The organism is Pandoraea pnomenusa, assembly GCF_040391475.1.
Classification (GTDB): Bacteria; Pseudomonadota; Gammaproteobacteria; order Burkholderiales; family Burkholderiaceae; genus Pandoraea; species Pandoraea pnomenusa_C.
In genome coordinates, this window is sequence record NZ_JBEBXS010000010.1 from 25,776 (window position 1) to 49,111 (window position 23,336).

Consider the following 23,336-nt stretch of genomic DNA (forward strand, 5'->3'; position numbering starts at 1 on the left):
CCGGCATTTCATGCAACAATCGTTACATTATTTCGCCGTCGTGTTGCCATTCCCCAAATGACAGAAGCCACTGCGCTGCCGCAGACGCTCGAACAGCTCAATACGCTGCTTCGCGAACGCTATCCCCAACTCAGTCCGCAATTTCAGTCGGGCGCGCGTTTCCTGCTCGATCATCCACAACGCGTACCGATCAGTTCGATGCGTGCGATCGCCGCCGAAGCGGGCGTGCAGCCTGCGACGTTCGTGCGGCTCGCGCAGCATCTCGGCTTCGACGGCTGGCACGGTCTGCGTGAACTGTTTCTCGAATCGATTCGTCTCGGGCCGCAGCCTTACGCGAGCCGTGCCCGTCAGGTAATTCGCGAGGGGGACGCCGCACGCATGGTGCCGGAGATGTTCCGCGTACAGCACAACAACCTCGATCTGACCGAGGCGGGCGCGAATCCGTCGCTGGGTGCGGCGGTCGATCTGCTCGCCAACGCGGGCACGGTCCATGTCGCCGGCTTTCGCGCGTGCTTTCCCATCGCCTTCACGTTTCAGTATGTCTACCGCTTGTTCCGTCCCACGGTACATCTGATCCGGGGCGAGGCGGGCACACTGGAAATGGAATTGCGCGCGTTGTCGGCGCGCGACGTCGTGGTCGTGATCAGTTTTGCGCCGTATTCGAACGAAGCGCTGATCGTCGCGCGCGCGGCGCGGGCGGCCGGTGCGCGGGTGTTGGCGTTGACAGACTCGACGGTCTCGCCCCTCGCACTCGATGCCGACGTGACCGTGCTGTTCTCGCACGAAAGCCCGTCGTTCTTCCCGTCGATCACAGCCGGGATCGCCGTGGTCGAAACGCTGGTGGAGATGCTCCTCGCCCGCAAGGGGCGCGGCGCCGTGCGCGCCCTTGAACTTGCCGAGGACCAGTTGCACGGCACCGGCGCCTATGTCTCGCCGGCCGGTGGCGGCGAACCGGGCGTCGGGCGGATCAGGCCGGATCCGGCCGACGCGTAAGCGACGCCGCCTCGCGGCGCAATGCGAGCCCCAGCGCTGCGCTGCCCGCGACCAGTGCCACCGTGAACAGCGCGAGCGCGACAGGCATGCCGAAGTGATCGGCCAGCCACCCGCTCGTGACGACCGGCACCGAAAAGCCGAAGTAGGCAAACAGGAAGTAGCCCGCCGCCGCGCGGGCGCGTAGCGTCGGGGCGACGGCCGCATTCACGGCGGCCAGTCCGCCCAGATACGTGAAGCCGTAACAGGCCGAACTCGCGATGGCCGCACCGACGAGCAACGCCGGCAGATTCGCGTAGATCACCCCCAGCGCCAACACAACGAATCCGAGCGGCACGAGCACCAGCCCCAGACGGACCGCGCGCACCGGCGACAGGCGCCGCGCCGCCGGCTGGAACAGCAATCCCGTCGAGACGACGAAGAACGTAGCGAAACCCGCCCACGCTGCGTGCCCATGCGCAGCCAGGGCGGCGGGCACCACGCCGATCACGACGCCTACGGCCGCCCAGGCCAGCAGAATCGCCACCCCGAGCGGTACGGTGCCCGGGGCAATTACCGGCCAGCGTAGCCACGGCACGTCCGGATGGCGCGCGGGCGCGGGTTGCGCCGCCACGGCGACGGCCGCCACGAGCGCCACCGGCAGATACGCCCACAGGCTCAACGGCGGCAACACCGAAGGCGAGACGATGAGGCAAATGCCGGTCACTAGCGCGCCGGTGCCGAACCCCAGCGAAGTGGCCGCAGCGACGAGTGCCGCGCCTCGCGTCGCTGCGTCTTCGCGCTGGCCGTACAGCTCCGTCATGTACGCCGTGCCGCTGCCCGCAACGAGCCCCGTCGCCAGCCCGTAACACGCCCGCGCACCCCCGAGTGCGACGAGCGTCGGCCATTTCAATGTCAGCCATGTGCCCGCGAGACCGAGCAGCAGCGCAACGGCGAGCGGCAGGCGTCGCCCCACGCGGTCCGACAGGCCCGCGAGCAGCAGCAACGCGGGCACGAGCGCCCCGACGTAGCACGCGAACGCCAGCGCCTGCGCGCCCGTGCCGTAACCGCTGGCGGCGGCGTAGTGCGGCACCAGCGGCGCCTGCAGGTTGACGGCGAATGTCACGAGAAAGAGCTGCACGGCAAGCAACGGGATCGCGTAGGCAGGCTGGCGCATCCCGGTCGGCGCGGGGGGAAGGGTGAGCTTGGGGGAAGACATACGATGCGTTCGTTTAAGGGAGCCATCGGCTGGTGACATGCGGCCATTCAGTATTGCCATCGCGTCATGCCAGTGCAATTATTGAATTGTCCTGATATCAATTCCGTCACACGCGAGCATCAAAGGCTCACGTCCGAGACTCACTTATGGCCGCCCCTGCCCGCTACCTCGAACACGTCGACCGCCTCGCCGATGCCATCGCTTCGGGCGATCTGGCCTCGGGCACGCAGCTGCCGCCGCAGCGCGACTACGCCGACGCGCACGGTCTCGCCATCTCCACCGTCTCGCGGGTCTACACCGAACTGGCCCGCCGGGGGCTCGCCGTCGGCGAAGTGGGGCGCGGCACGTTCGTGCGCTCGCCTGCGGTCGGCGCTGCCGCCGCGTTCGCGCAGTGGGCTCCTGCGCCGGGCGCCATCGATGGCGTGGACCTGGCCTTCAACTATCCGGTATTGCCGGAACAGGCGGAGGTCTTCCGACAGGCACTGCGCGACACGGCATCGGGCGGCGATCTGAGCGCCCTGCTCGCCCACTCCCCGCACGATGGCCACCTGGCCGACCGGCGCGCCGCGGCGAAATGGCTCTCGCAGCGCGACAGCCCGGACGTCTCGCACGACTCGCTGGTCGTCTGCGCCGGCGGGCAGCATGCGCTCGACGTGCTGCAACTGGCGTTGTGCCGGGCGGGCGAGCCGGTGGCGGTCGAAGCCCTGACGTATCCCGGCTGGAAGGCGCTCGCGGCGTTGCGGGACATTCCGCTCGTGGCCGTGTCGATGACGCCCGACGGTCTCGATCCCGTCGCGCTCGATATCGCTTGCCGCACGCACGCGGGCCGTCTGCGCGTCGTCTACGTCATGCCGACCTTGCACAACCCTTTGGGCAGCGTGATGCCGCTGGCGCAACGGCTTGCGCTGGTGGAAGTCGCGCGGCGTCACGACCTGCTGCTCGTCGAAGACAGTGCTTACGGCTTTCTCGTTGCCGATGCGCCGCCGCCGCTTCGCGCACTCGCCCCCGAGCGCACCTTCGAGGTGTGTAGTCTTTCCAAGCCGGGCGCGCCGGGGTTGCGTGTGGCCTATCTGATCGCGCCGTCCGGACTCATGTCGCGCGTTCATGCCGCCCTGCGCGCCAGTGTCTGGAGTGCGGCGCCGCTCATGACGCAGCTGGCATCGCGCTGGCTCAACGATGGCACCCTCGACCAGTGGATCGTGCGCAAACGCGCGTTGGCGCGGCGGCGTCAGGCGATGGCACAAGCCTGCCTCGCCGGACTCGATTCGACGGGATACGACGGCGCATTTCACCGGCTCCTGCCGGTACCCGCGCCAATGCGCTGCGACGACGTGGTGGCCGCGCTGCAGGCGCGCGGTGTCGCCGTGACGCCCGTCGATGCGTTCGCCGCGCCCGGCCAGAGCGCTCCGGCAGCCATTCGCGTCGCCCTCGGCTCACCCGCCAGCGATACCGCATTACGCGCCGCGCTCACGCAGGTCGTCGAGGTCGTGGGCGCCACCGGCGACCGAGCGTGACCGGAGACAGCGACCTTCGGGGCAATCTGCACCATGGGCGGCGGTACGCCGAGATGACGGCGCAGTCCGTTTCTTTTATGATCGACGTGCGTCCCCAGAGCCGGACGCCGGCGCGAGCGCCGCGCCGGCTCCGTTCAGGATCCGTCCCCCCGTCCACAATCTCAAGGACTCCGAATGTCACAAATCCGCTTGTCGCGTGCCCGCTCGATCGCGTTTGGCACGGCGCTCGTCATCGGGGCAAGCGTGGCCATGCCCGCGTTTGCCGCTTCCAACCTCTCCTTCATGGACAACTCGCCGCTGGCCTTCATGCGCCGTGCGGACAACGCATCGATCGCCAAGGCCGCCGGGCAAGTCCTCAGCGACAAGCAGGACAACGAGACCACCGAGTGGACCAACAAGGGCACCGGCAACCCGACCGCCATCACGGCGCAACTCACGCCCACCAACACCCAGAAGACCGACGAACAGACCTGCCGCGACCTGATCGTGGTGCTGGGCGCGCGCGGACAGCAAGTCACGCTCCGTCTGCCCGCCTGCAAGCAAGGCGAGAAAGGTCACTGGGAACTGCAACGCCGCGCCGCGCCGTAATCGCTTCGTGGCGTTGAGCGGCACGTCGCCGTCGACTGACGAAAAAAAGCCGGTCCCGATTTCGCGGGACCGGCTTTTTTCATGGGGCGAGCGTCAGGCCGCCGCCATCTTCTTCTTGCGGCCTTCCACGTCCGGCAATAGGATCGTGACGACGCCGAGCAACGGCAGATAGGCACACACGTGGTAGACGAAGTCGATGCTTGTCGAATCGGCCAATTGACCGAGGACTGCGGCGCCCACGCCACCCATCCCGAACGCAAAGCCGAAGAACAGCCCCGAGACCGTACCGACCTTGCCCGGGATCAGTTCCTGCGCATAGACGAGGATCGCCGAGAACGCCGATGCCAGCACCAGGCCAATCACCACCGTCAGAATGCCGGTCCAGAACAGGTTGGCGTAAGGCAACATGAGCGTGAACGGCGCGGCACCGAGGATCGAGCCCCAGATGACATACTTGCGGCCGATCTTGTCGCCCAGCGGGCCGCCGATCATCGTGCCTGCCGCCACGGCGAACAGGAACACGAACAGATGCACCTGCGCGCTTTGCACCGACACGTGGAACTTGCTGATCAGGTAGAACGTGAAGTAGCTGCTGATGCTCGCCAGATAGAAGTACTTCGAGAAAATCAGCACCAGCAGAATGCCGATCGCTAACAGCACCTTGCCGCGCGGCAATTCGAGCGTGCCACCGCGACGTGCAGCCGGTTTGCCCTTGCTCGCGGCACGCTGGGCAGCGTACCAGCGGCTCACGTGGAACAACACGAAGATCGCCAGGAGCGCCGCCACCGAGAACCAGGCCACGCTGCCCCGGCCGTGCGGCGCGATGATGAGCGCTGCCAGTAACGGGCCGAGCGACGAGCCGACGTTACCGCCGACCTGGAAGAACGACTGCGCCATGCCGTGGCGTCCGCCGGAAGCCATGCGCGCGACGCGCGACGATTCCGGATGGAACACCGACGAGCCCATGCCCACAAGCGAGGCGGCCACGAGCAGTACACCGAAATTGGGGGCAACCGCCAGCAGCAGCAGGCCCACGAGCGTAAAGCCCATGCCCACCGGCAGCGAATACGGCTTCGGATGCTTGTCGGTATACAGCCCCACCACCGGTTGCAGCAGCGACGCCGTGACCTGATAGGTGAGCGTGATCAGGCCGACCTGCGCGAAGCTAAGATCGAAGCTCGCCTTGAGCAATGGATAGATGGCCAGAATCAACGACTGAATCATGTCGTTGAGCAGATGGGAGAAGCTGATCGCGGACAGCACGCGGAACGCGGTGCCCTGCGCCGCCGGCGCGGGGGTGCCGGGAAGGGACGTTGCAGGTTGACTCGACATGGGATGGAGGATTTACGTCAAAGGCTTTGGGAAATCACAGGCTTTCCGGCAGCTTTCGCGCGTTAATGCGCAAAAGTCGGGATAAAAGTTAGGTTTTTTCCCATTTTTTGCCGGAAATTGAATGTGTGAAGTGTAGAACATGCGTAAATCGTCGTTACGCCAAGTTTTGTCGCGATTGCGCCATCCCTGAATACCGCTAATTGCGGGCACTCCGGGCACGACGTCGTCGCGACATCGGCCGCCGCACGGGAACCGGCGCGGCGCCGGGCACTTTCTTCACCGCACGTCTTTCGGGCTTGTGCGGGTTTATCGGGAGTCGGACGCCGTCGGGGATTCGTGTAGAGTCAATTGACGAGTTGTGCCTTGCAACACCGCGTGCAAGACAGGGCCCCACTCTTTCCTTGGTTGGCAGCAAACATGATTCAACACTCCAGAGTCGTGCAGTGGCTGGTGACCGGACTTGTCGTGGCGGTCACGCTCGTCGTCGTCCTCTTCCTGGGCTGGCTGCGCGTCTATCACATGTCGCAGTTGGTCCTCCAGGAGAACGCCGAACGTCAGCGCGACGCGCTGGAGCGCATCGTCTCGCAAGCCGAAAGCACCCTGCAGGGCGCCACCCCGTGGGTGGGCCGCTCATGCGCCGAAGTCAACACCTCGATGCAGGCGGTCGGCACCCTCAGTCCTTATTTCCGCTCCATCTGGCTTGTGTCGCGCGGCCAGCTCTACTGTTCGTCGGTGATTCGCTCGGACCAGGCGCTCAACTTGCCGCTGCCCGGCGATCTCGTGCCCATGCTGACCGGCACGCGCACACTGCTCGTCGGCGGCACGCCTTACGTAAGCAACTCGCCGGCGCTGGCCCTGTTCATACCGACCTCGGCGACCGATGGCGTGCTCGGCTTCGTCGATGGCGTGTATCTGACCGAGACGCTGCATAGCGTCAAGAACAGCGATCTGGCATGGACAGCGATGACCGTCGGCAATGTCTCGCTCACCTCGGAAGGGCCGCGCCTGGAATCGACCGGCATTGCAACCCGGGGCGCGCAGGTCACGTTGTCGTCCGAACACTTCGTGACGTCGCTCGCCGGCAGCCCGTCGCTGATGCGATCGCTCGCCGCGCATCAAGCCCCCATCTTCCTGTCGTTCGGCGGCGTCGTGGCGTTCCTGCTCGGCGTGTTGACGTTCCGCCGTCTCGGCCCTGCGCAGTTCATGCGGCGACAGATCGCGCACGGCATCAAGCGAAACGAGTTCAAGGTCTATTACCAGCCGGTAATGGAACTCGCGACGGGCCGTTGCGCCGGGGGCGAGGCGCTGGTGCGCTGGCATCACCCGGTGGCGGGTCTGGTGCGACCGGACGCCTTCATTCCGATTGCCGAAAGCAACGGCCTCATCATCGAACTCACACGCTCGCTGCTGCGCCAGATTCGCAACGACGTTGCCAAGGGCGCCCTGCCGCAGGGCTTTCACATCGGCATCAATCTCGCGGAACGCCATTTGCGCGACATGACGATCGTGCACGACATCGAGCGCTACTACGGCACGCTCAACGATACCTATCCGATGGTCGCCGAGATCACCGAGCGTTACGTGATTCGCGACACGGCTGCGGCCCGTAACGTGATGGCCGAGTTGCAGCGGCGCGGCATCGAGACGGCGCTCGACGACTTCGGTGCCGAGAACAACTCCATCGGTTACCTGAAGCGCTACGACTTCAACTATCTGAAGATCGACAAGGAATTCCTGCCCGTCAACGAGAACGACACCGTCACGCGCAATATCTGCGACTCCATCATCGATCTCGGCGAACGACTCGATATGACGATCGTGGCGGAAGGGGTGGAAAACGAGATGCAGGCGAACTACCTGCGAGGCCGCAACGTGACCTATGCTCAAGGCTACCTGTTCGCGCGACCGATTTCGTTCGACGAGCTGGTGCAGTTCGCCATTGCGCACGCAGGCACGGGATTGACGGCGGTGAAAACCGGGCCGTCGGCGGCCACCAGGCTCACGCCTGCCAAGACTGTCACGCCGGGATTGCGGGCCGAGGGCAGCACCTGAATCGCATGCACGCGGTGGCGCGAAGCGAGCGACGACAGCGCCAGTCCGGTGAAAACTCACCGGGCCGACGCCGTATAACGCCAAGACGCGCGTGGGATCAGAAAACCAATTGCGGCATGTTGCTGCGGGGTGCGGGTGTGGCGGCCGCTCGTGTGCTGGCGCGCATTTCGGCTCGCAGCAGCCACAATCGCTGCGCGACAAAACTTCGAAAGCGCATTTCACCCGCGGAGAAAGAGATTTGCATCTGATGCCGCTTGCCGTTGGGCAGTGTGCGAACCAGACGATAGTATCGAGCCCCGTCAACCGTTTCCTTGATATTCCTGACGCGCATCATTTCACCCCGTTTCTGTTGTGTCAGGTGAGTCGGCACTTCGGCAAACGTCGCATTCCCGGTCAACTCCCATCGGGCCCGACTGGCGGTCCGAGGCGATACAACCGGCTTTGGGGGGGCATGCGGCTCAAGTCAATGTAGAGGAGAAACGTCCCCCATTCGTCCCCCAGACGGGCGTCCGAAGCGTGCTCCGTTGGTGCGCCGCAACAGTTCCCCGTCCCCTGCCATTTTCCACGGGTTCGCCCGCCCTCTACAATGCGGCCACCTGATGTGTTTGATCGAAAAAATCGTTATGGTTTCCGAACCTTCTTCAACGCCGGACGACGTTTTACACAACGAAATGAATGACCGCCTGCAAGTCAGCGGCTCGCTTTGGTTGCACCGCGGCAGTTCGTCGTTGGGCGGTCAGGCGCGCGTTGCGTTGCTTGAACACATTGCCACGACCGGCTCGATCACCGCAGCAGCAAAAGCTGCCGGCATGAGCTACAAGGCGGCCTGGGATGCCGTGGACGCCATGAATCAGTTGGCCGGAGAGCCGCTGGTGGCGCGCAGCACGGGCGGGCGTGGCGGCGGCGGCACACGTCTCACGGCACGCGGCGCGAAGCTCGTCGCGGCATTTCGGGCGGTGGAAGTCGCGCAACAGCAGTTCCTCGCGCGCGTGGCCGCCGATCTCGAGCATTTCGACGAGCAATGGCCGATCATCGCCCGGCTCGGCCTCCAGACGAGCGCGCGCAACCAACTTCACGGCACGATTACCGGCATCCGGCGCTGCGGGGTGAACGACGAGGTGACGCTGACGCTGCCGGGCGGCGAGGCGATCCGGGCATCGCTCACGCATCGCAGTACCCAGACGCTCGGGCTCGCGATCGGCGGCGAAGCCTTCGCGCTGATCAAGGCGCCGTGGATCGATATTGCACGCGGGGCCGATCTGGCCGGACTGCCCACGGCCAACCGACTCTCCGGCACCGTGCAAACCGTCACGAACGACGAGGGACAAGCGGAAGTGATTCTGGCGCTGCCGGGCGGCAGTCATCTGGCTGCGGTCATGCCGCACGACACGCTCTCGGCACGCGGGCTGACGACGGGTGTCGGCGCCACGGCAACCTTCGCGGCCACCAGCGTGATTCTCGGAGTATTGGCCTGACGTTCAGGCGTCAGGATCATTGCGCCATCAGTGAGCAAGACAACAAAGGGCTGACGCTTGCGCGTCAGCCCTTTGCGCAAGTTACAGCGCCGGGGTTTCGCAAGCCGGCACTGCGTGCTGGCGGGCATCGCGTCGATCCAGGCGCAGGCTCAAAACCGCGACACCGGCACCGGCGAGCGGCACGAGCGCCGCCACCCAGGGCACCGCCGTCAGACCCGGGCCGTGATCGATGACGAAGCCACCGAGCCACGCGCCGATGGCATTGCCGAGGTTGAACGCGGCGATATTGAAGCTCGACGCCAGACTCTCGCCCGCGCCCGACGCCTTCTCCATCACCCACAGCTGCAGCGGTGCCACCGTTGCGAAAGCGGTTGCGCCGAGCAACGCCACGAACACGATGGCCAGCCAGTGCGAGTGCAGCGCGAACGTCATCAATCCCAGCACCGCCGAGAGCGCGACGAGACTACCCAGGACGGTCGGCACCACATGACGGTCCGCGAGCTTCCCGCCCAGCAGGTTCCCCACGACCAGCCCGCCGCCGAAAACCAGCAGGATCGGCGAGACGGCACCCTCCGAAAAGCCCGTCACTTCGGTGAGCAGCGGCGCAATATACGTGAACACGCCAAACACGCCGACCCAGCCAAGCACCGTCGTGAGCAAGCCCAGCAGTACCGGACGACGTGCCAGCGCACGCAGGTCTGCACGCCAGTCGCCCGCATCCTTCGGTGCCGTGATCTTCGGCACAAACCCTGCGATCACGAGGAAAGCGACGACACCGATGGCGGTCACCGCCCAGAAGCTGGCGCGCCAGCCGAAATGCTGACCAAGCCATGTGCCGAACGGCACACCGAGAATGTTGGCGACGGTCAGGCCGGTGAACATCACGGCGATGGCCGACGCACGGCGCTCGCGCGGCACCAGACCGGTCGCCACGACCGAACCGACACCGAAGAACGTACCGTGCGCGAACGACGTCAGCACGCGCGCCGCCATGAGTGCACCGTAACTCGGCGCGAGCGCACACGCAGCGTTGCCGATGGTGAAAATCGCCATGAGTACCAGCAGCACCGTCTTGCGCGGCCAGCGAGCGGTGGCGGTCGTCATGAGCGGGGCGCCGACCACCACGCCCAGGGCATAACCGGAAATGAGCAGGCCGGCTGCCGCGATCGACACGCCGAAATCGGCGCCGACGTTGAGCAGCAAGCCCATGATGACGAATTCCGTCACACCGATGCCGAAGGCACCGGCCGTGAGGGCATAAAGGGCGATGGGCACGAAAGACTCCTGTCTGTGTTCGGGAAAGGCCGCGCCGGTGATGTCACACCCGCGCGTCGATGTGCGGAATATAGACGGGCTTTGATTGATGAAATAGACTGCGCTACGGAATATGATTTGTGATTTATATTCACAAATGATCAGAAACCGGATCAGAAGCCGGTAAAAGCAACCGAATCAGGCAACCGAATCAGGCAACGGAATCCGCGGCGAGGAGCCAACGCACGATGGGTCGACAGGACGTCAATCGCTCGGGGGATATGGAAGTGTTCACGCGCGTGGTCGCGCTGGGCGGCTTCTCCGCAGCGGCCCGCGCGTTGCACATGACGCCATCTGCCGTGAGCAAGCTGGTCGCGCGCCTCGAAGCGCGCCTGGGGGCGCGGCTGTTCAACCGGTCGACGCGCCGCCTGCAGCTCACGCCCGAGGGCACCGCGTTCCACGAACGGGCCATGCGGGTGCTGGCCGATATCGAAGCGGCAGAGCGCGAGGCGGCCGCGGGCGCCGTGCCGCGCGGTTTGCTGCGGGTGAATTCGAGTGTGCCGATCGGCACGCTCTATCTGCTACCGGTGATCCCGGCGTTTCTCGCGCAGTATCCGGAAATTCGCCTTGACCTGACGCTGACCGATACCGTCGTCGACTTGCTGGAGCAGCGCGCCGATGTAGCGGTGCGCGCCGGTCCGTTGCGCGATTCACGGCTCGTGGCGCGCAAGCTCGGTGAGAGTCAGGTGCATGTGGTGGCGTCGCCCGGCTATCTCGCGCGCAGTGCCCCGCTGCGCACGCCCGCCGACCTGATCCATCACAACGCCATGGCGTTCAACTTCGATCGTCAGGTGCAGGGCTGGCCGTTTCGCGACGGCGCCGGTGGCATTACGTTTTATCAGCCCTCGGGGAACATGGCGCTGAGCGACGGTGAAGCCATGCGCAAGCTCGCGATCGAGGGCATGGGACTCGCGCGCCATGCCCGTTATCACGTCGATACGGACCTGCGCGCGGGGCGCCTCGTCACCGTGCTCGAAGACTACAACGCGGGCGAGCCGGAGCCGATACACGCAGTGTACGTGGGCCAGGGCGGACACCTGCCCGCGCGCGTACGCGCGTTCCTCGACTTCCTCGTGACCAACGTGCATCTGCCCTGAGGCCGTCGAACGACAGAGATCAGCCGGGGTTGCGATGCGACCACACGAACATCCGCCATGCCATCGCGGCACACAGCAAGCCGCCCGCCCACACCAGGCCCCATCCGCCCACGGTCAACAACAGCGGGATCGTGAGCGGTGTGAGGAACATCGTGAGAAACACGCCCGTGTTGCCAATGCCGAGTGCCGTGCCCGCCCGCGAGGCGCCCGCAAGCGTCGCCAGTTCGGTGAACGCCACCCCGTGCCACGCAGACGCCACGACACCACCCACGATCAGCAACGCGATCACCCACGGCGCGCCATGCGCGAGCCATTCGGGACGATGCGAGAGCACGGCGACGAGTAACGCCAGCAACGCGAACACCGCCCCAACCACCATCGTGCAGACGCGCAAGTACTGCGGCCGGTTACGACGCTTGTCGGTGAAACGTCCGCTCCACACTCGCGTAATTGCAGCCCCGGCCTGCACCGCGCCGAGCGTGAGGGAGATCGTGGACACGCTGGCATGCGCAAAGTCGTGCAGAAAGACGGTGCCGAACGTCAGCACCGCAACTTGCGGCATGGCGAGAACCGCCATACCCAATGCCGTAATCAGCAGGCGGGCGTCACGCAACGGTGTGTAACCGGAGGCGGGACGAGCGGCGTGTGCACCGTGCGTGGCATTCGCCGGGCTCTCATGCGCCTCTTCCGGCGGCTCCAGCAGCCAGACCCATGCCATGACGGCCGCCGCGATCGAGGCGGCCGCCAGCCCGAAGTACACGGCGCTGAAGCCGAAGTGCAGCGCGGTCCCCGGCAAGACCAGCGCGCCGATGCCACCGCCGAGCGGCACCGCGCATTGCCGCACGCTCATTGCCAGACCGCGCTCGCGGTCATGGAACCATCGCATGATGGCGCGTCCGCTGGAGCCGTTCACGCTGCCGCCGAGCAGGCCGATGGCCAGCATCCCGGCGGCGAGCATCGGCGTCGAAGGCACGAAGTGCGGCATCGGCACGACCCGGAACCCCAGACCAATGAACGCCACGGCCGTGACGAGCAAGCCGACGAGGAGCACGCGCCGGTCACCCCAGCGGTCAGTCAGCATGCCCCAGGGTAATTCGGACAGCGCGATGCCCAGCCCGATCATGCCCAGCACGATGCCGAGGTCGCCGGTGCCCAGCGCGTAGGCGCTGCGCATTTGCACCGCCGTGGCGGGAATGCCACCCATCGCCGCCGCGAAGCTGCAATTGGCGGCCACGCCAACGCCGAGGACCTTCCAGCGATGGTTGGGACCGAGACGAGGTGCGGCACTCGCCGCCGGGGTCGGCGCCGGCGAATGGCTGGCAGGAGCGCGAGGGGTACCGGACTTGCCGGCGACCGGTGCGGCGGGAGCAGGACAGAGACGTTCGTTCATGTGTCACACGCTGCGCGGCCCGCAGGCACGCGCCTCAGAGGGGGAGGAGAAACGGTGTCGCGTCTCGCGATGGCGCGGGACAAGCGACACCCTGACCCCCATCCTACGGATGGACACAGCATCGGAAAAGCGGGAAAATTCGATGACTTATATCGGGTTATCCGGATTAACTCCGGCTGACACGATGCCCTGCGGGAGCCGCCATGAACGCCCGAGCCTTCGACCTCACACAACTGCGCACCTTCATCGCCATTCACGATGCGGGCAGCATTTCGGCCGCCGCCGAACTGATCTTCCTGTCGCAATCGACCGTCAGCGAGCAACTCAAGAAGCTCGAAGAACGTGCGGGCCAACCGTTGCTCGTTCGCTCCCGTAAAGGTATGCGCCCGACGCCGGCCGGGACACGATTGCTTGCCTACGCCCGTCAGATTTCGGCATTGTCCGAAGCGGCGTTCGAGGATCTGCAAGGCGTGCTGCTCGACGGCGAGTTGCGCATCGCGATCACGGACTACTACCGTCCACACGATGTCGGGCGCGTGCTCAAGCGATTCACCAGCCTGTATCCGCGCCTTCGACTGCATGTGAGTGCCATGCAAAGCGCGCAGATCGAGCGCACCGCAATGACTGGCGAGCATTTCGACGTGGGGCTGGCGTTGCGATTGATGAACGAAGACGTCGGCAAGGGCGCCAAGGCGCTCGGCTATCGTACACCGGGCACCCTGGTGCGGCGCGAGCGACTGGTGTGGGCGATGGCGTCGACACTGTCGGAGCCCATCGATGAGCCGCTGCCGCTGGTCACGCTGCCGCCCTCGTGCGCACTGCAAAGCCTCGTGCTCGGCGTGCTCGAACGGCACAAGGTGCCGTACCGTGTGTCGCATTCCGCTGCCGGCGTAGCGGGCATGCAACTGGCGTTGAGCGCAGGGCTGGGCATCTCGTGCCTGAACGAGTCGGCGCTGACGTCCGATCTCATCGTCTGTCCCCCGTCGCTCGGCCTGCCACCGTTGCCGCGCGCGGAATTCCATCTGCTGCCCGGACGCGCCGACGAGACCGACCTGATCCGTCACGCGCGCAATGCGCTGCTGCGCCTGTTCGCGTGATACCTTTGCCCACTGATCCTGTTCTTATCCGCTTATTGCGGCTGTCGTCATGCCGGAAAACACCCCGATTCGTCTGAATTTCAATACGCGCCGTGCGCTGCTGTTCGCGCTGACGGCCGAACGTCTGTCGGCGTTTTACGAGCATGGACAGTGGATGACGGACAAGCAAGGCGCGACGCTCGCGCAACTGTGGCTGTCGCGCTCGAAGTTGCAGTTGCCGCTGGATGAGCGGCGTCTGCTCTCCACGTTGAGCGACGACTTTGCGCGCGAACTGGCGGGCACGCTCTCGCGCGAGGCGGGTTTGTACACCGCGCACGAGATGACCGAATCGCTCGACGCGGACTATGCGTACGCGTCGGCGGTGGCGCAGGACTTGTTGGAAGATTGCACGCGCCGCCTCGTCGAGGCGGGCATTACCGACATTAGCGAGTAGGCAGGACGCCGAGGGCGAGCGAACGCAGAACGCGTATCAGGCAGCGATCCCGCGTTCCTGCACGAGCACCCAGGGGGCGACGACGACGGCCCACAGTTCCGGCGTGCGCGCCGCGAAGTCTGCGGCCTGATCGCCTTGCATGCGCTGCACCATGCCGGACGATAGCCATTGGGACACGGTCGGCGTATCGTCGTTGGCAACGGCTTCGGCGACGGACACGAGATCGACGCCGGGCGACACGTACAGCAGCACGCCGCGTGCGAAGAACGACTCCAGATCTTTCCAGTCGATCTTTGCCGTCTCGCCGAGCAGACGCAGATAGACGTCACTCGCGCCTGAGGCGGCGGTCGGGTTGGCTTGATCGGAATTGGCGGGCTTGGGTGAATCCATGACAGCGGGCACCTGAGGAAAGCGCAGAAAGCGGGATAGCGAAAACCTGCATTGTAATGCGCCCCGGCGAGCGCGACGGTGGTAGCATCGGAACCCCGCGCAGGGCGCCGGTGTCGCAGTGACATGGCATGGCCGCCGCGCGGTGGCTAACGTTTTACCGAGGAACCGCATGTCCAAACAAAAAACCGACCCCAAGCTCGAACAAGCGCTGACGCGCGGCGATCTCGCCATGCGCCAGATCAACTCGGCCCGCGCCACCGCATTGCTGCGTGCGCTGGGCGAGATGATCGTGGCCACGTCGGCGACGATCGGCGTCGAGGCGGTGGTAGACGTGCCGAACGGCGACAAGGTCTACGACCCGGAAGACGGCGTTTGGCCGCAGACGCTCGTCCTGTCGTTCGACGGCCCCATCGAAGAGAGCGATGAAGAAGAGCTGCGCGTCGTGCAGTTGCTCGCCGACACGCATCCCGACACGTTCCGCGTGGTGTGGCATCGTGCCGACGGCAAGATCGGCCGCCATGAGGCGCGTCCGCTCGCGATGGTCGCCTTCCTGACCGACGTCGAAATCCCGTGGCTCGACGACGACGCCTGATCGCCGCGATCCGCACTACCCGTCTGCATTGAACGATAAGGGGCAGCCGCTGCGCTGCCCCTTGTCGTTCGCATCAACAGGTCAGGCACCGACCTCCATCAAATCGACGTCAACGCAAACGTGCTGCCCGTCGCGAGTGTCTCGACGACGCCGCCTTGCTTGAGGTGCAACGCGTCGAACTCGCCCAACACCGTGGCGTTCTCGCCCTGCACGATCAGCGCGGTGCCTTCGGGCAGGGCAACGACCCGTTCATCGGGGTTGATCGCCAGATACTCCGCCAGACGCTCCTCGCGCGACTCGCCATTGTGACCGGCCGGCTTGCCGCTGATGAAGTGCGGGTTGACCTGAAACGGAATCAGGTTGAGCGCCTTGAGTGTCGGCGGCTCGACGATCGGCATGTCGTTGGTCGTGCGAATCGTCGGACACACCACGTTCGCCCCGGCGCTCCATCCTACATACGGCATGCCCGCCGTCACGCGCTCGCGCAACAGACCCACGATGCCCGCGTTATACATCCGGTCGAGCAACGCGAAAGTGTTGCCGCCGCCCACCACCACCGCTTCGGCCTGCTCGATCGCCGCACGCGGATCCTTGTGGCGGTGAATCGATTCGAGCGTGTAGCCCAGCCGGTCGAACGTCGGCTTCACACGCGCTTCGTACTCGTCGTAGCTGAACGTAATACCGCCCGCATACGGCACGAACAACACGCTTTTCACACGCCCATGCAGCGCCGCGTGCACCTGATCGTACGCGTGCTCCAGAAAGCCCTGGCTGCCCTTGCGGGAACTGCTCATCATCAAAATCTGTTTCACGGCGCGTGCCCTCCGGGGCATATCGTCATGTTGGCGATCGGTTCGGGTGTCTTCATTTCGATCGAGGCGCCCGTCGGGCGTCCGGCGAAAGCAATGAGTGTACTCGTCACCAGACCGGACAAAATCAGCGGACACGGACGGTGCAAGCTTTCGCAAGCGGGCGACGTCATTTCTCATGAAGTGAAACGTCATACCGAATGCTGCAACCGCCGATGAAAAATTGGGCACCTGGCGCAAAGCCTTGTGGCGTCGACCTCATACGCAAACCCTTATGCCACCTATAACCCGGGCCGGTGTCGCCACCTGAAATCCCGGGTTTCCGAGCGCCCGCAGAAGGATTACACTCAGAGTCTTATATAAGACTGCCCCTTATCGTCTGTCCTCCTGACGATTCTTCCGGTGAGAAACGCGCCGGTGGCATCCCGGGAAGGGCGGATGTAGTCGCGTCAACCAGGTTTTCAAACTCGAGTACAGCATCATGACTTCCACTTCCCAGCGTGGCGGCCTGAAGGTCGCAGACAATCTGATCGCGTTCATCGAAAAGGAAGCCCTGCCGGGCACCGGTGTCGATGTCGACGCCTTCTGGAAAGGCTTCGACGCCATCGTCCACGACCTCGCCCCGAAGAACCGCGCACTGCTCGCCGAACGCGACCGTCTGCAAGGCGAACTGGATAACTGGCACCGCGCCAATCCGGGCCCGATCGCCGATGCCGCCGCCTATCGCGCCTTCCTCGAAAAGATCGGCTACCTGCTGCCCGCACCCGCCAGCGTGAAGGCCACCACGGCCAACGTCGATTTTGAGATCGCCGAGCAGGCCGGCCCGCAGCTCGTCGTACCGCTCTCCAACGCCCGCTACGCCCTGAACGCCGCCAACGCGCGTTGGGGCAGCCTGTACGACGCCCTGTACGGCACCGACGCCATCCCCGAGACCGGCGGCGCCGAGAAGGGCACCGGCTACAACCCGAAGCGCGGCGAACTCGTGATCGCTTTCGCGCGCGGTTTCCTCGATCAGGCCGCGCCGCTGGCCGTTGGCTCGCACAAGGATGCGACCGGCTATCGCGTGGAGAACGGCAAGCTCGTCGTCACGACGACGCAGGGCACGACGGATCTCGCCACGCCGTCGCTGTTCGTCGGCTTCCAGGGCGACGCCGCCGCACCCGCCGCCGTGCTGCTCAAGCACAACGGCCTGCACTTCGAGATCCAGTTCGACGCGAACCACCCGATCGGCAAGACCGACCCCGCCCATATCAAGGACGTGCTCGTCGAAGCCGCCGTGACGACCATCATCGACTGCGAAGACTCGGTCGCCGCCGTGGACGCCGACGACAAGGTCGACCTCTATCGCAACTGGCTGGGCCTGATGCAAGGCACGCTGACCGAAGAAGTCGCCAAGGGCGGCAAGACCTTCACGCGTCGCCTGAACGCCGACCGCGAGTACACGGGCGCCGACGGCAAGCCGGTGAAGCTGCATGGCCGCTCGCTGCTGTTCATCCGCAACGTCGGCCACCTGATGACCAACCCGGCGATCACCGATCGCGACGGGCACGAGATTCCGGAAGGCATTCTTGACGGCGTGGTCACCGTGCTCGCCTCGCTGCACGACCGCAAGCATCAACTGAACTCGCGCACCGGCTCGATCTACATCGTCAAGCCGAAGATGCACGGCCCGGCCGAAGTGGCCTTCGCGGACGAGCTGTTCGGCCGCATCGAAGACCTGTACGCCCTGCCGCGCAATACGCTCAAGATGGGCATCATGGACGAAGAGCGTCGCACCAGCGTGAACCTCTCGGCCTGTATCGCCGCCGCCGCCTCGCGCGTGGCCTTCATCAACACGGGCTTCCTCGATCGCACGGGCGACGAAATGCACACCGCGATGGAAGCCGGTCCGATGATGCGCAAGGGCGACATGAAGTCGTCTGCGTGGATCACGTCCTACGAGAAGAGCAACGTACTCGTGGGTCTGGCCGCCGGCCTGCGCGGTCGCGCCCAGATCGGCAAGGGCATGTGGGCCATGCCCGACCTGATGCACGCCATGCTCGAACAGAAGATCGCGCATCCGAAGGCCGGTGCGAACACCGCCTGGGTGCCGTCGCCGACGGCCGCCACGCTGCACGCACTGCACTACCACATGGTCGACGTTCAGGCCGTGCAACAGGAACTCGAGAAGATCGATTACGCGAAGGAGCGCGACGCGCTGCTGACCGGTCTTCTGACGGTGCCGGTCGTGGCCAGGGCCGAATGGAGCGCCGACGAGATCCGCAAGGAAATCGAGAACAACGCACAAGGCATCCTGGGCTACGTGGTGCGCTGGATCGATCAGGGCGTGGGCTGCTCGAAGGTGCCGGACATCAACGACATCGGCCTGATGGAAGACCGTGCCACGCTGCGCATTTCGAGCCAGCACCTGGCGAACTGGCTGCGTCACGGCGTGATTACGCGCGAGCAGGTCGAAGAGACCATGAAGCGCATGGCCGCCGTGGTGGACAAGCAGAACGCCGGTGACAAGCAGTACGTGCCGATGGCGCCGAACTTCGACAACTCGCTGGCATTCAAGGCCGCGAGCGCGCTGGTGTTCGAAGGCCTCACGCAGCCGAACGGCTACACCGAACCGCTGCTGCACAAGTACCGCCTGGCGCTCAAGGCGAAGCAACGCGGGTAAGGGTCACGTAAGGGTGACGGATGTCTGGCGTGCGCCATCGTCGATGAAACGATGCGGGTACGCCGGACACCCCCGATGCACCGGACTTATCACGAGACGCCCGACGGGGTAACCTGTCGGGCGTCTTCGTTTTTTCAGGAGCCGGTTGCGCATGGATGCCGCAGATCCCGCCCTTGCCCTGCAACGCGCCGAACGGCGCGCGCTGTCCTTCCTTCTCGTGGCGTTGGTGATCTTCATCGCCACGCTCTTCATGCCGGTGCACTTCGTCACCGGCTGGATCCGCGCCGCAGCGGAAGCCGCGATGGTGGGCGGACTGGCGGACTGGTTTGCCGTCGAAGCGTTGTTCCGACGCATTCCCATTCCCGGCCTCTCCCGGCACACGAATATTCTCATCCGCAAGAAAGACGCACTCGGCGACGGGCTCGCTCGCTTCGTGCGCGAGAAATTTCTCGACACGCCCTCGGTCGTGCGCCTGATTCAGCAGCAGAACCCGGCGGACGCCGTCACGCACTGGCTCGCCTCCTACGAAAACACACGTCAGTTGAGTGCCGTGCTGGTGAAAGTCGCCGGAGGCGTACTCGACGTGATGGACGAGCGTAACGTCCAGGCGTTCATCCGCCGCGCGCTCGACACGATGATCGACCGGCTCGACCTGTCTCAGTCGGCCGCAGCCATCCTCGACACCCTGACTCGCGACGGTCGTCATCAGGCGCTGCTCGACGAGACGCTCGACTATCTCGTCGAACTGCTCAACGAGCCGCAAACGCGCGAGTTCATCTCGGCACGCATCGTCGAGTGGCTCAAGACGGATCATCCGAAGAAGGAGAAGGTGCTGCCGTCGGAATGGATCGGCAACAAAGGCTCCGACATGATCTCGGCGGCCGTGACACGCATGCTTGCCCAGATGGAAGCCGACGAGTCGCATCAGTTGCGTCAGGCCTTTGACCGGGCGGTCGCGGGGCTGATCGAACGCCTGAAGCACGACGCCGAACTTCAGGCGAAGCTCGACGCCTTCAAAGCGCAACTCAAGGGCGACACGGCGCTGAATGCCTACGTCGGCGGACTCTGGAACGAATGGCGCGGCTGGGTGAAGCGCGACCTCGCGCGCGACGACTCCGTCATCGGCGCGAAGATCAACGGCGCGGCAGCCTGGATCGGACAGGAACTGGCACGCAGCGAGTCGCTGCGAAAGGCACTCGATGCGCAATTGCTCGACGCCGCCGAGCGCATGGCCCCGGGTTTCGCCGACTTCGTCACCGAGCACATTCGCGCGACGGTGCATGGGTGGAACGCGGAACATCTCTCACAGCAAATCCGCCTGAGCGTCGGGCAGGACCTGCAGTACATCCGCATCAACGGCACGCTCGTGGGCGGGCTGATCGGGGCCGTGCTGTATCTGATCGCGCAGGCGCCGGTGTTGCTCGCGCGCGGTAGTTAGTGCCGCGTGCCGCGCCAGGCGCGCGACGTCACCGGACGATCCGTCGGCGCCGAAATCGCAATGCACGGCGTCAAGGCAAAAAAACGCCGGCCTGGGCGGGCCGGCGGTGTCGCATCGCTTGGGGTGATACGACGGGGCAACTTACGAACGGTTGTCCTGAATCAGCGCGCGGTCGCTCACTTGTGCACGCACATCGGCACGGGTCACCGGAGCGGCGCTCCAGTCGCTTTGCGCATGCGCGGCGGTGACCAGCGGCGTACCGGTCTCGACTTGATTCAGTTGACCGCTGGCAGCGGCTTGCACCAGTTCGCTGCGCACCGCTTCGCGGCTCACCTCGCTTTGGGTGGCGACCTGCAGATCGGGGGTGTTGTCGTTGTAACGGGCGTCAGCGAAGGCGGAAGCCGAGACAAACGAGGTGGCAGCAACAACGGCAGCAAGGATACGAGTGTTCATGGTGTGACTCCTGTCAATTTGGGATAACGGCTCGTTCAGCTAGCGTTCGGGGCATCGGCAGCCAGGTTTTGCTGCGTTGCGGTGTCCGTCGCGTTGGCATGGGTGAATCTTAGGGAAAACCCGTGGTTTTTTCGCAACTAAGCGTCCACAAAACGCAACCGATCGTCCGATTAATAAAATCCATTGAAAATCATATGGTTAGCGCCGTTAAAACCGCTAGATGGCCTGCTGATGACGCTTGTCGGGCACCGATTTGGCGGGAAATGCCGCTTTGCGCAACACGGTGTTTGATCGGATGGGGTTTATTGCAGAGTGCGTCGGCAGTAGAGTGACAACATGATGAAGTCAGTCGGCAACGTGAATCGCAAGGTGCGCCGCACCGCGAACGAGGCCGGCTCGAACAGGAGCATTACCATGGCTGCCCTCGGTTCTTTCCTTCTGCTGGCGAGCGCCTCGCTGCTTACCGCCTCGTATCTGCGCAGCCGTACCGCACGCACGCGTCGTCAACAAGCCCGCGTCACGCGTCGCTGATTCTGCGAAAGTTCACAAATTGCGTATAGCCGGTACGCCATCAGCGTGACCGGGTATACCCGCTGACTTTCGTTGCCTGGCGGCCGAATCCGCGATTTTTGCGTTTTATTCTTTCATTTTCCGCAATGCGTCCTTATCAGGGATCGCGTTTTTCTCCCCCTCGCGCGAGGGTAGATTGGCAGCAATGACGGCGCCCATGGTGGACGTCTCGCCAGACAGGAGAAATGAAAATGAAACAGGCTCTGATCGCCTCGACCTTCGCAGTTGCCCTCTTCGCCGGTGCTGCCAGCGCCGCCGAGCAAGCCCAGCCGGCCGCCGCCCAGGCTCAGGCACAGCAACAAACGCAAGTGCAAACGCAGACGCAAGCCCAACCGGGCCCGATCGCGGCACAACCGACGACGACCGTTGTCTCCCCCGTGTACGAAGTGCCGGGCCGCGTGAACCGCGCCGGTTCGATCTACTTCGGCCAGTAAGCACCGGCGTCGTAGAAAAAACGGCAAGCCGGGGAGCCATCCGCCGGCCTGCCGTGTTCCCGACTCACATGGGAACCTGAAATCAGTAAGTCCGCTTCATCGCCGCCGCACATCCAGCGGAGAGGCATCCCACCGCCAGCACGTACACCGCGATCCACCACGGCTTGTGCCCGCCGAATTCGAGTAGCGTCGCCGCCACCAAAGGCGTAATCGAACTCGAAACAATCCCCGACACCTGATAGACGACCGAGATGCCCGTGTAGCGCACGCGTGTATCGAACAGCTCGCAGAACAGCGACGCTTCCGGCCCGTACACAAACGCATACACCACCCCGAGCGGCACGATGACCGCGAGCGACACCCACCACACGTTCGACGAGTAGTGCATCACGGCGAGCGCCGGAATCGACGACACGCCGCACGCCACTGCGCCCCAGCCGAAGACCCGGCGGCGCCCCACCCGGTCGGAGAGTTTCGACGCGTACGGAATCGTGGCGATCAGCACCAGCGCCGCTACCGTGACGGCCAGGAGAATCGGTGTCTTCGGAAAGTGCAGCGTGCCGACGAGATACGAAATCGCAAACACGGCATACACGTTGAACACCACGCCATCGATATACCGCGCGCCCCAGCCGAGCAGCACGTTGCGCCGGTAATCACGCGCGATCTCGGAGAGCGGCACGTGCGCCACGTGCTGGCTGTCCTTGATGCGGGCGAACTCGGGCGTCTCGAGCACGCGCAGCCGAATGAACATGCCCACGGCCACGAGCACCAGACTGAGCATGAATGCGAGGCGCCAGCCCCACGCCATGAACTGCGCGTCGGTCAGCGTCGATGAGAGCAGGGCCACGACACCGGTCGACAGACATAAGCCCACCGCCAGTCCGATCTGCGGATACGCCGCGAACTGCCCGCGTTTGTCGCGCGGCGCGTACTCGAACGCCATCAGCACGGCGCCGCCCCATTCCCCACCGAGCCCGATGCCCTGAAGCAAGCGCAGGAACAACAGGATCAGGGGTGCCGCAATCCCGATGCTGTCGTAGGTCGGCACCAGCCCGATCAGGAACGTGGAAACGCCCATGATCGTCAGGGTGACGATGAGTAACGGCTTGCGCCCGAGCTTGTCGCCGAAATGGCCGAAGAGAATGCCGCCGAGCGGGCGGGTCGCGAAGCCCACGGCGTACACCGTGTAGGCGAGGGCGGTGGCAACGAACGCGTCGCCGCTGGGAAAGAAAAGCTTGTTGAAGACGAGTCCTGTGACGGTGCCGTACAGGAAGAAGTCATACCATTCGACGGTCGTGCCGATCAGGCTGGCCAGCGCGACCGTGCGCACCGCTTTTTCGGCATTGACGGCATCGCGCCCGCCCACACCGGTGAGAACCTGTTCCATTGCGCCTCCTGTTGTGCGCCGCGCCCCGTCGGCGCGCTGCGACGCGCCGGTCTGTGCCGGGCGTCTGTCTCCTGGATGTCTCGGTGCCGCGTGTTCTGTGTGCGGCTATTGTCGTGAT

At 64.8% G+C, this 23,336-nt stretch carries 22 protein-coding genes; 13 read left to right on the forward strand and 9 right to left on the reverse strand.

Annotated elements, in window-relative coordinates; all coding sequences use genetic code 11:
• Positions 1–57 precede the first annotated feature (57 nt).
• Positions 58–993, forward strand: a complete 936-nt coding sequence (locus ABWO90_RS12525) for a MurR/RpiR family transcriptional regulator (protein WP_353191563.1) — start codon at positions 58–60, stop codon at positions 991–993.
• Here the strand turns inward: ABWO90_RS12525 and ABWO90_RS12530 are convergent.
• Positions 968–2,188 (reverse strand): MFS transporter, encoded by a 1,221-nt coding sequence (locus ABWO90_RS12530; RefSeq protein WP_353191564.1) that lies wholly within the window; start codon positions 2,186–2,188, stop codon positions 968–970. The two genes, ABWO90_RS12525 and ABWO90_RS12530, sit on opposite strands and share 26 nt — an antisense overlap.
• 146 nt (positions 2,189–2,334) lie before the next feature.
• On the opposite strand from ABWO90_RS12530, the gene ABWO90_RS12535 reads away from it, so the two are divergent.
• Together ABWO90_RS12535 and ABWO90_RS12540 are read left to right on the forward strand one after the other, a co-directional pair.
• Positions 2,335–3,702 carry an aminotransferase-like domain-containing protein gene (locus tag ABWO90_RS12535; protein WP_353191565.1) on the forward strand — a complete coding sequence of 456 codons (1,368 nt, stop codon included), beginning with the start codon at positions 2,335–2,337 and terminating at the stop codon, positions 3,700–3,702.
• A gap of 174 nt (positions 3,703–3,876) precedes the next feature.
• On the forward strand, positions 3,877–4,290 hold the full coding sequence (locus ABWO90_RS12540) for an RT0821/Lpp0805 family surface protein (protein ID WP_353191566.1): 414 nt from the start codon (positions 3,877–3,879) through the stop codon (positions 4,288–4,290).
• A 93-nt stretch (positions 4,291–4,383) separates the two neighbouring features.
• Here the strand turns inward: ABWO90_RS12540 and ABWO90_RS12545 are convergent, their stop codons facing one another.
• The gene (locus ABWO90_RS12545; protein ID WP_353191567.1) at positions 4,384–5,622 is read right to left on the reverse strand and encodes an MFS transporter; all 1,239 of its coding nucleotides are present in this window, start codon (positions 5,620–5,622) and stop codon (positions 4,384–4,386) included.
• Positions 5,623–6,039: 417 nt separating this feature from the next.
• Here ABWO90_RS12545 and ABWO90_RS12550 point away from each other — a divergent pair, with 417 nt between their 5' ends.
• Positions 6,040–7,674 carry an EAL domain-containing protein gene (locus ABWO90_RS12550; RefSeq protein ID WP_353191568.1) on the forward strand — a complete coding sequence of 545 codons (1,635 nt, stop codon included), beginning with the start codon at positions 6,040–6,042 and terminating at the stop codon, positions 7,672–7,674.
• Between the two features lie 97 nt (positions 7,675–7,771).
• On the opposite strand, the gene ABWO90_RS12555 is transcribed toward ABWO90_RS12550, so the two are convergent.
• Positions 7,772–8,071, reverse strand: coding sequence for a hypothetical protein (locus tag ABWO90_RS12555; RefSeq protein WP_353191569.1), 300 nt, complete (start codon positions 8,069–8,071; stop codon positions 7,772–7,774).
• A 226-nt stretch (positions 8,072–8,297) separates the two neighbouring features.
• Here ABWO90_RS12555 and ABWO90_RS12560 point away from each other — a divergent pair, with 226 nt between their 5' ends.
• The gene (locus tag ABWO90_RS12560; RefSeq protein ID WP_502922601.1) at positions 8,298–9,149 is read left to right on the forward strand and encodes a TOBE domain-containing protein; all 852 of its coding nucleotides are present in this window, start codon (positions 8,298–8,300) and stop codon (positions 9,147–9,149) included.
• Positions 9,150–9,230: 81 nt separating this feature from the next.
• Here the strand turns inward: ABWO90_RS12560 and ABWO90_RS12565 are convergent, their stop codons facing one another.
• Positions 9,231–10,424: an MFS transporter gene (locus ABWO90_RS12565; protein ID WP_353191571.1), complete on the reverse strand. Its 1,194-nt coding sequence runs from the start codon at positions 10,422–10,424 to the stop codon at positions 9,231–9,233.
• Positions 10,425–10,651: 227 nt separating this feature from the next.
• Here ABWO90_RS12565 and ABWO90_RS12570 point away from each other — a divergent pair, with 227 nt between their 5' ends.
• Positions 10,652–11,560, forward strand: coding sequence for a LysR family transcriptional regulator (locus ABWO90_RS12570; RefSeq protein ID WP_353191572.1), 909 nt, complete (start codon positions 10,652–10,654; stop codon positions 11,558–11,560).
• Between the two features lie 19 nt (positions 11,561–11,579).
• Here ABWO90_RS12570 and ABWO90_RS12575 read toward each other — a convergent pair whose 3' ends face one another.
• Entirely contained in the window at positions 11,580–12,950 is a 1,371-nt protein-coding gene (locus tag ABWO90_RS12575) for an MFS transporter (protein ID WP_353191573.1), read from the reverse strand.
• Between the two features lie 203 nt (positions 12,951–13,153).
• Between ABWO90_RS12575 and ABWO90_RS12580 the strand changes: the two genes are divergently transcribed.
• A complete protein-coding gene (locus ABWO90_RS12580; protein ID WP_353191574.1) occupies positions 13,154–14,047 on the forward strand; it encodes a LysR family transcriptional regulator in 894 nt (297 codons plus the stop codon).
• Positions 14,048–14,096: 49 nt separating this feature from the next.
• Positions 14,097–14,480, forward strand: coding sequence for a hypothetical protein (locus ABWO90_RS12585; protein ID WP_353191575.1), 384 nt, complete (start codon positions 14,097–14,099; stop codon positions 14,478–14,480).
• A gap of 36 nt (positions 14,481–14,516) precedes the next feature.
• Here the strand turns inward: ABWO90_RS12585 and ABWO90_RS12590 are convergent, their stop codons facing one another.
• Entirely contained in the window at positions 14,517–14,870 is a 354-nt protein-coding gene (locus tag ABWO90_RS12590; RefSeq protein WP_353191576.1) for a DUF2288 domain-containing protein, read from the reverse strand.
• Between the two features lie 169 nt (positions 14,871–15,039).
• Here ABWO90_RS12590 and ABWO90_RS12595 point away from each other — a divergent pair, with 169 nt between their 5' ends.
• Complete coding sequence (locus ABWO90_RS12595; RefSeq protein WP_353191577.1) at positions 15,040–15,462, forward strand: hypothetical protein; 423 nt, start codon at positions 15,040–15,042, stop codon at positions 15,460–15,462.
• Between the two features lie 98 nt (positions 15,463–15,560).
• On the opposite strand, the gene pepE is transcribed toward ABWO90_RS12595, so the two are convergent.
• Positions 15,561–16,274, reverse strand: a complete 714-nt coding sequence (pepE, locus tag ABWO90_RS12600) for a dipeptidase PepE (protein ID WP_353191578.1) — start codon at positions 16,272–16,274, stop codon at positions 15,561–15,563.
• A 478-nt stretch (positions 16,275–16,752) separates the two neighbouring features.
• Here pepE and ABWO90_RS12605 point away from each other — a divergent pair, with 478 nt between their 5' ends.
• Positions 16,753–18,933, forward strand: a complete 2,181-nt coding sequence (locus tag ABWO90_RS12605; RefSeq protein ID WP_353191579.1) for a malate synthase G — start codon at positions 16,753–16,755, stop codon at positions 18,931–18,933.
• 151 nt (positions 18,934–19,084) lie between these two features.
• The gene (locus ABWO90_RS12610) at positions 19,085–20,371 is read left to right on the forward strand and encodes a DUF445 domain-containing protein (RefSeq protein WP_353191580.1); all 1,287 of its coding nucleotides are present in this window, start codon (positions 19,085–19,087) and stop codon (positions 20,369–20,371) included.
• Positions 20,372–20,512: 141 nt separating this feature from the next.
• Here the strand turns inward: ABWO90_RS12610 and ABWO90_RS12615 are convergent, their stop codons facing one another.
• Positions 20,513–20,824, reverse strand: a complete 312-nt coding sequence (locus ABWO90_RS12615) for a DUF4148 domain-containing protein (RefSeq protein WP_353191581.1) — start codon at positions 20,822–20,824, stop codon at positions 20,513–20,515.
• Between the two features lie 336 nt (positions 20,825–21,160).
• Between ABWO90_RS12615 and ABWO90_RS12620 the strand changes: the two genes are divergently transcribed.
• Together ABWO90_RS12620 and ABWO90_RS12625 are read left to right on the forward strand one after the other, a co-directional pair.
• A complete protein-coding gene (locus ABWO90_RS12620) occupies positions 21,161–21,355 on the forward strand; it encodes a hypothetical protein (protein ID WP_353191582.1) in 195 nt (64 codons plus the stop codon).
• Positions 21,356–21,585: 230 nt separating this feature from the next.
• A complete protein-coding gene (locus ABWO90_RS12625; protein WP_353191583.1) occupies positions 21,586–21,828 on the forward strand; it encodes a hypothetical protein in 243 nt (80 codons plus the stop codon).
• A gap of 82 nt (positions 21,829–21,910) precedes the next feature.
• On the opposite strand, the gene ABWO90_RS12630 is transcribed toward ABWO90_RS12625, so the two are convergent.
• Positions 21,911–23,218: an MFS transporter gene (locus tag ABWO90_RS12630; RefSeq protein ID WP_353191584.1), complete on the reverse strand. Its 1,308-nt coding sequence runs from the start codon at positions 23,216–23,218 to the stop codon at positions 21,911–21,913.
• Positions 23,219–23,336 lie beyond the last annotated feature (118 nt).

What these genes read in the sequence shown, in the direction of transcription:
- ABWO90_RS12525 (WP_353191563.1), top strand. Translation starts at nt 58, where the DNA reads ATGACAGAAGCCACTGCGCTGCCGCAGACGCTCGAACAGCTCAATACG.
- ABWO90_RS12530 (WP_353191564.1), bottom strand. Translation starts at nt 2,188, where the DNA reads ATGTCTTCCCCCAAGCTCACCCTTCCCCCCGCGCCGACCGGGATGCGC.
- ABWO90_RS12535 (WP_353191565.1), top strand. Translation starts at nt 2,335, where the DNA reads ATGGCCGCCCCTGCCCGCTACCTCGAACACGTCGACCGCCTCGCCGAT.
- ABWO90_RS12540 (WP_353191566.1), top strand. Translation starts at nt 3,877, where the DNA reads ATGTCACAAATCCGCTTGTCGCGTGCCCGCTCGATCGCGTTTGGCACG.
- ABWO90_RS12545 (WP_353191567.1), bottom strand. Translation starts at nt 5,622, where the DNA reads ATGTCGAGTCAACCTGCAACGTCCCTTCCCGGCACCCCCGCGCCGGCG.
- ABWO90_RS12550 (WP_353191568.1), top strand. Translation starts at nt 6,040, where the DNA reads ATGATTCAACACTCCAGAGTCGTGCAGTGGCTGGTGACCGGACTTGTC.
- ABWO90_RS12560 (WP_502922601.1), top strand. Translation starts at nt 8,298, where the DNA reads ATGGTTTCCGAACCTTCTTCAACGCCGGACGACGTTTTACACAACGAA.
- ABWO90_RS12570 (WP_353191572.1), top strand. Translation starts at nt 10,652, where the DNA reads ATGGGTCGACAGGACGTCAATCGCTCGGGGGATATGGAAGTGTTCACG.
- ABWO90_RS12575 (WP_353191573.1), bottom strand. Translation starts at nt 12,950, where the DNA reads ATGAACGAACGTCTCTGTCCTGCTCCCGCCGCACCGGTCGCCGGCAAG.
- ABWO90_RS12580 (WP_353191574.1), top strand. Translation starts at nt 13,154, where the DNA reads ATGAACGCCCGAGCCTTCGACCTCACACAACTGCGCACCTTCATCGCC.
- ABWO90_RS12585 (WP_353191575.1), top strand. Translation starts at nt 14,097, where the DNA reads ATGCCGGAAAACACCCCGATTCGTCTGAATTTCAATACGCGCCGTGCG.
- ABWO90_RS12590 (WP_353191576.1), bottom strand. Translation starts at nt 14,870, where the DNA reads ATGGATTCACCCAAGCCCGCCAATTCCGATCAAGCCAACCCGACCGCC.
- ABWO90_RS12595 (WP_353191577.1), top strand. Translation starts at nt 15,040, where the DNA reads ATGTCCAAACAAAAAACCGACCCCAAGCTCGAACAAGCGCTGACGCGC.
- ABWO90_RS12605 (WP_353191579.1), top strand. Translation starts at nt 16,753, where the DNA reads ATGACTTCCACTTCCCAGCGTGGCGGCCTGAAGGTCGCAGACAATCTG.
- ABWO90_RS12610 (WP_353191580.1), top strand. Translation starts at nt 19,085, where the DNA reads ATGGATGCCGCAGATCCCGCCCTTGCCCTGCAACGCGCCGAACGGCGC.
- ABWO90_RS12615 (WP_353191581.1), bottom strand. Translation starts at nt 20,824, where the DNA reads ATGAACACTCGTATCCTTGCTGCCGTTGTTGCTGCCACCTCGTTTGTC.
- ABWO90_RS12620 (WP_353191582.1), top strand. Translation starts at nt 21,161, where the DNA reads ATGATGAAGTCAGTCGGCAACGTGAATCGCAAGGTGCGCCGCACCGCG.
- ABWO90_RS12625 (WP_353191583.1), top strand. Translation starts at nt 21,586, where the DNA reads ATGAAACAGGCTCTGATCGCCTCGACCTTCGCAGTTGCCCTCTTCGCC.
- ABWO90_RS12630 (WP_353191584.1), bottom strand. Translation starts at nt 23,218, where the DNA reads ATGGAACAGGTTCTCACCGGTGTGGGCGGGCGCGATGCCGTCAATGCC.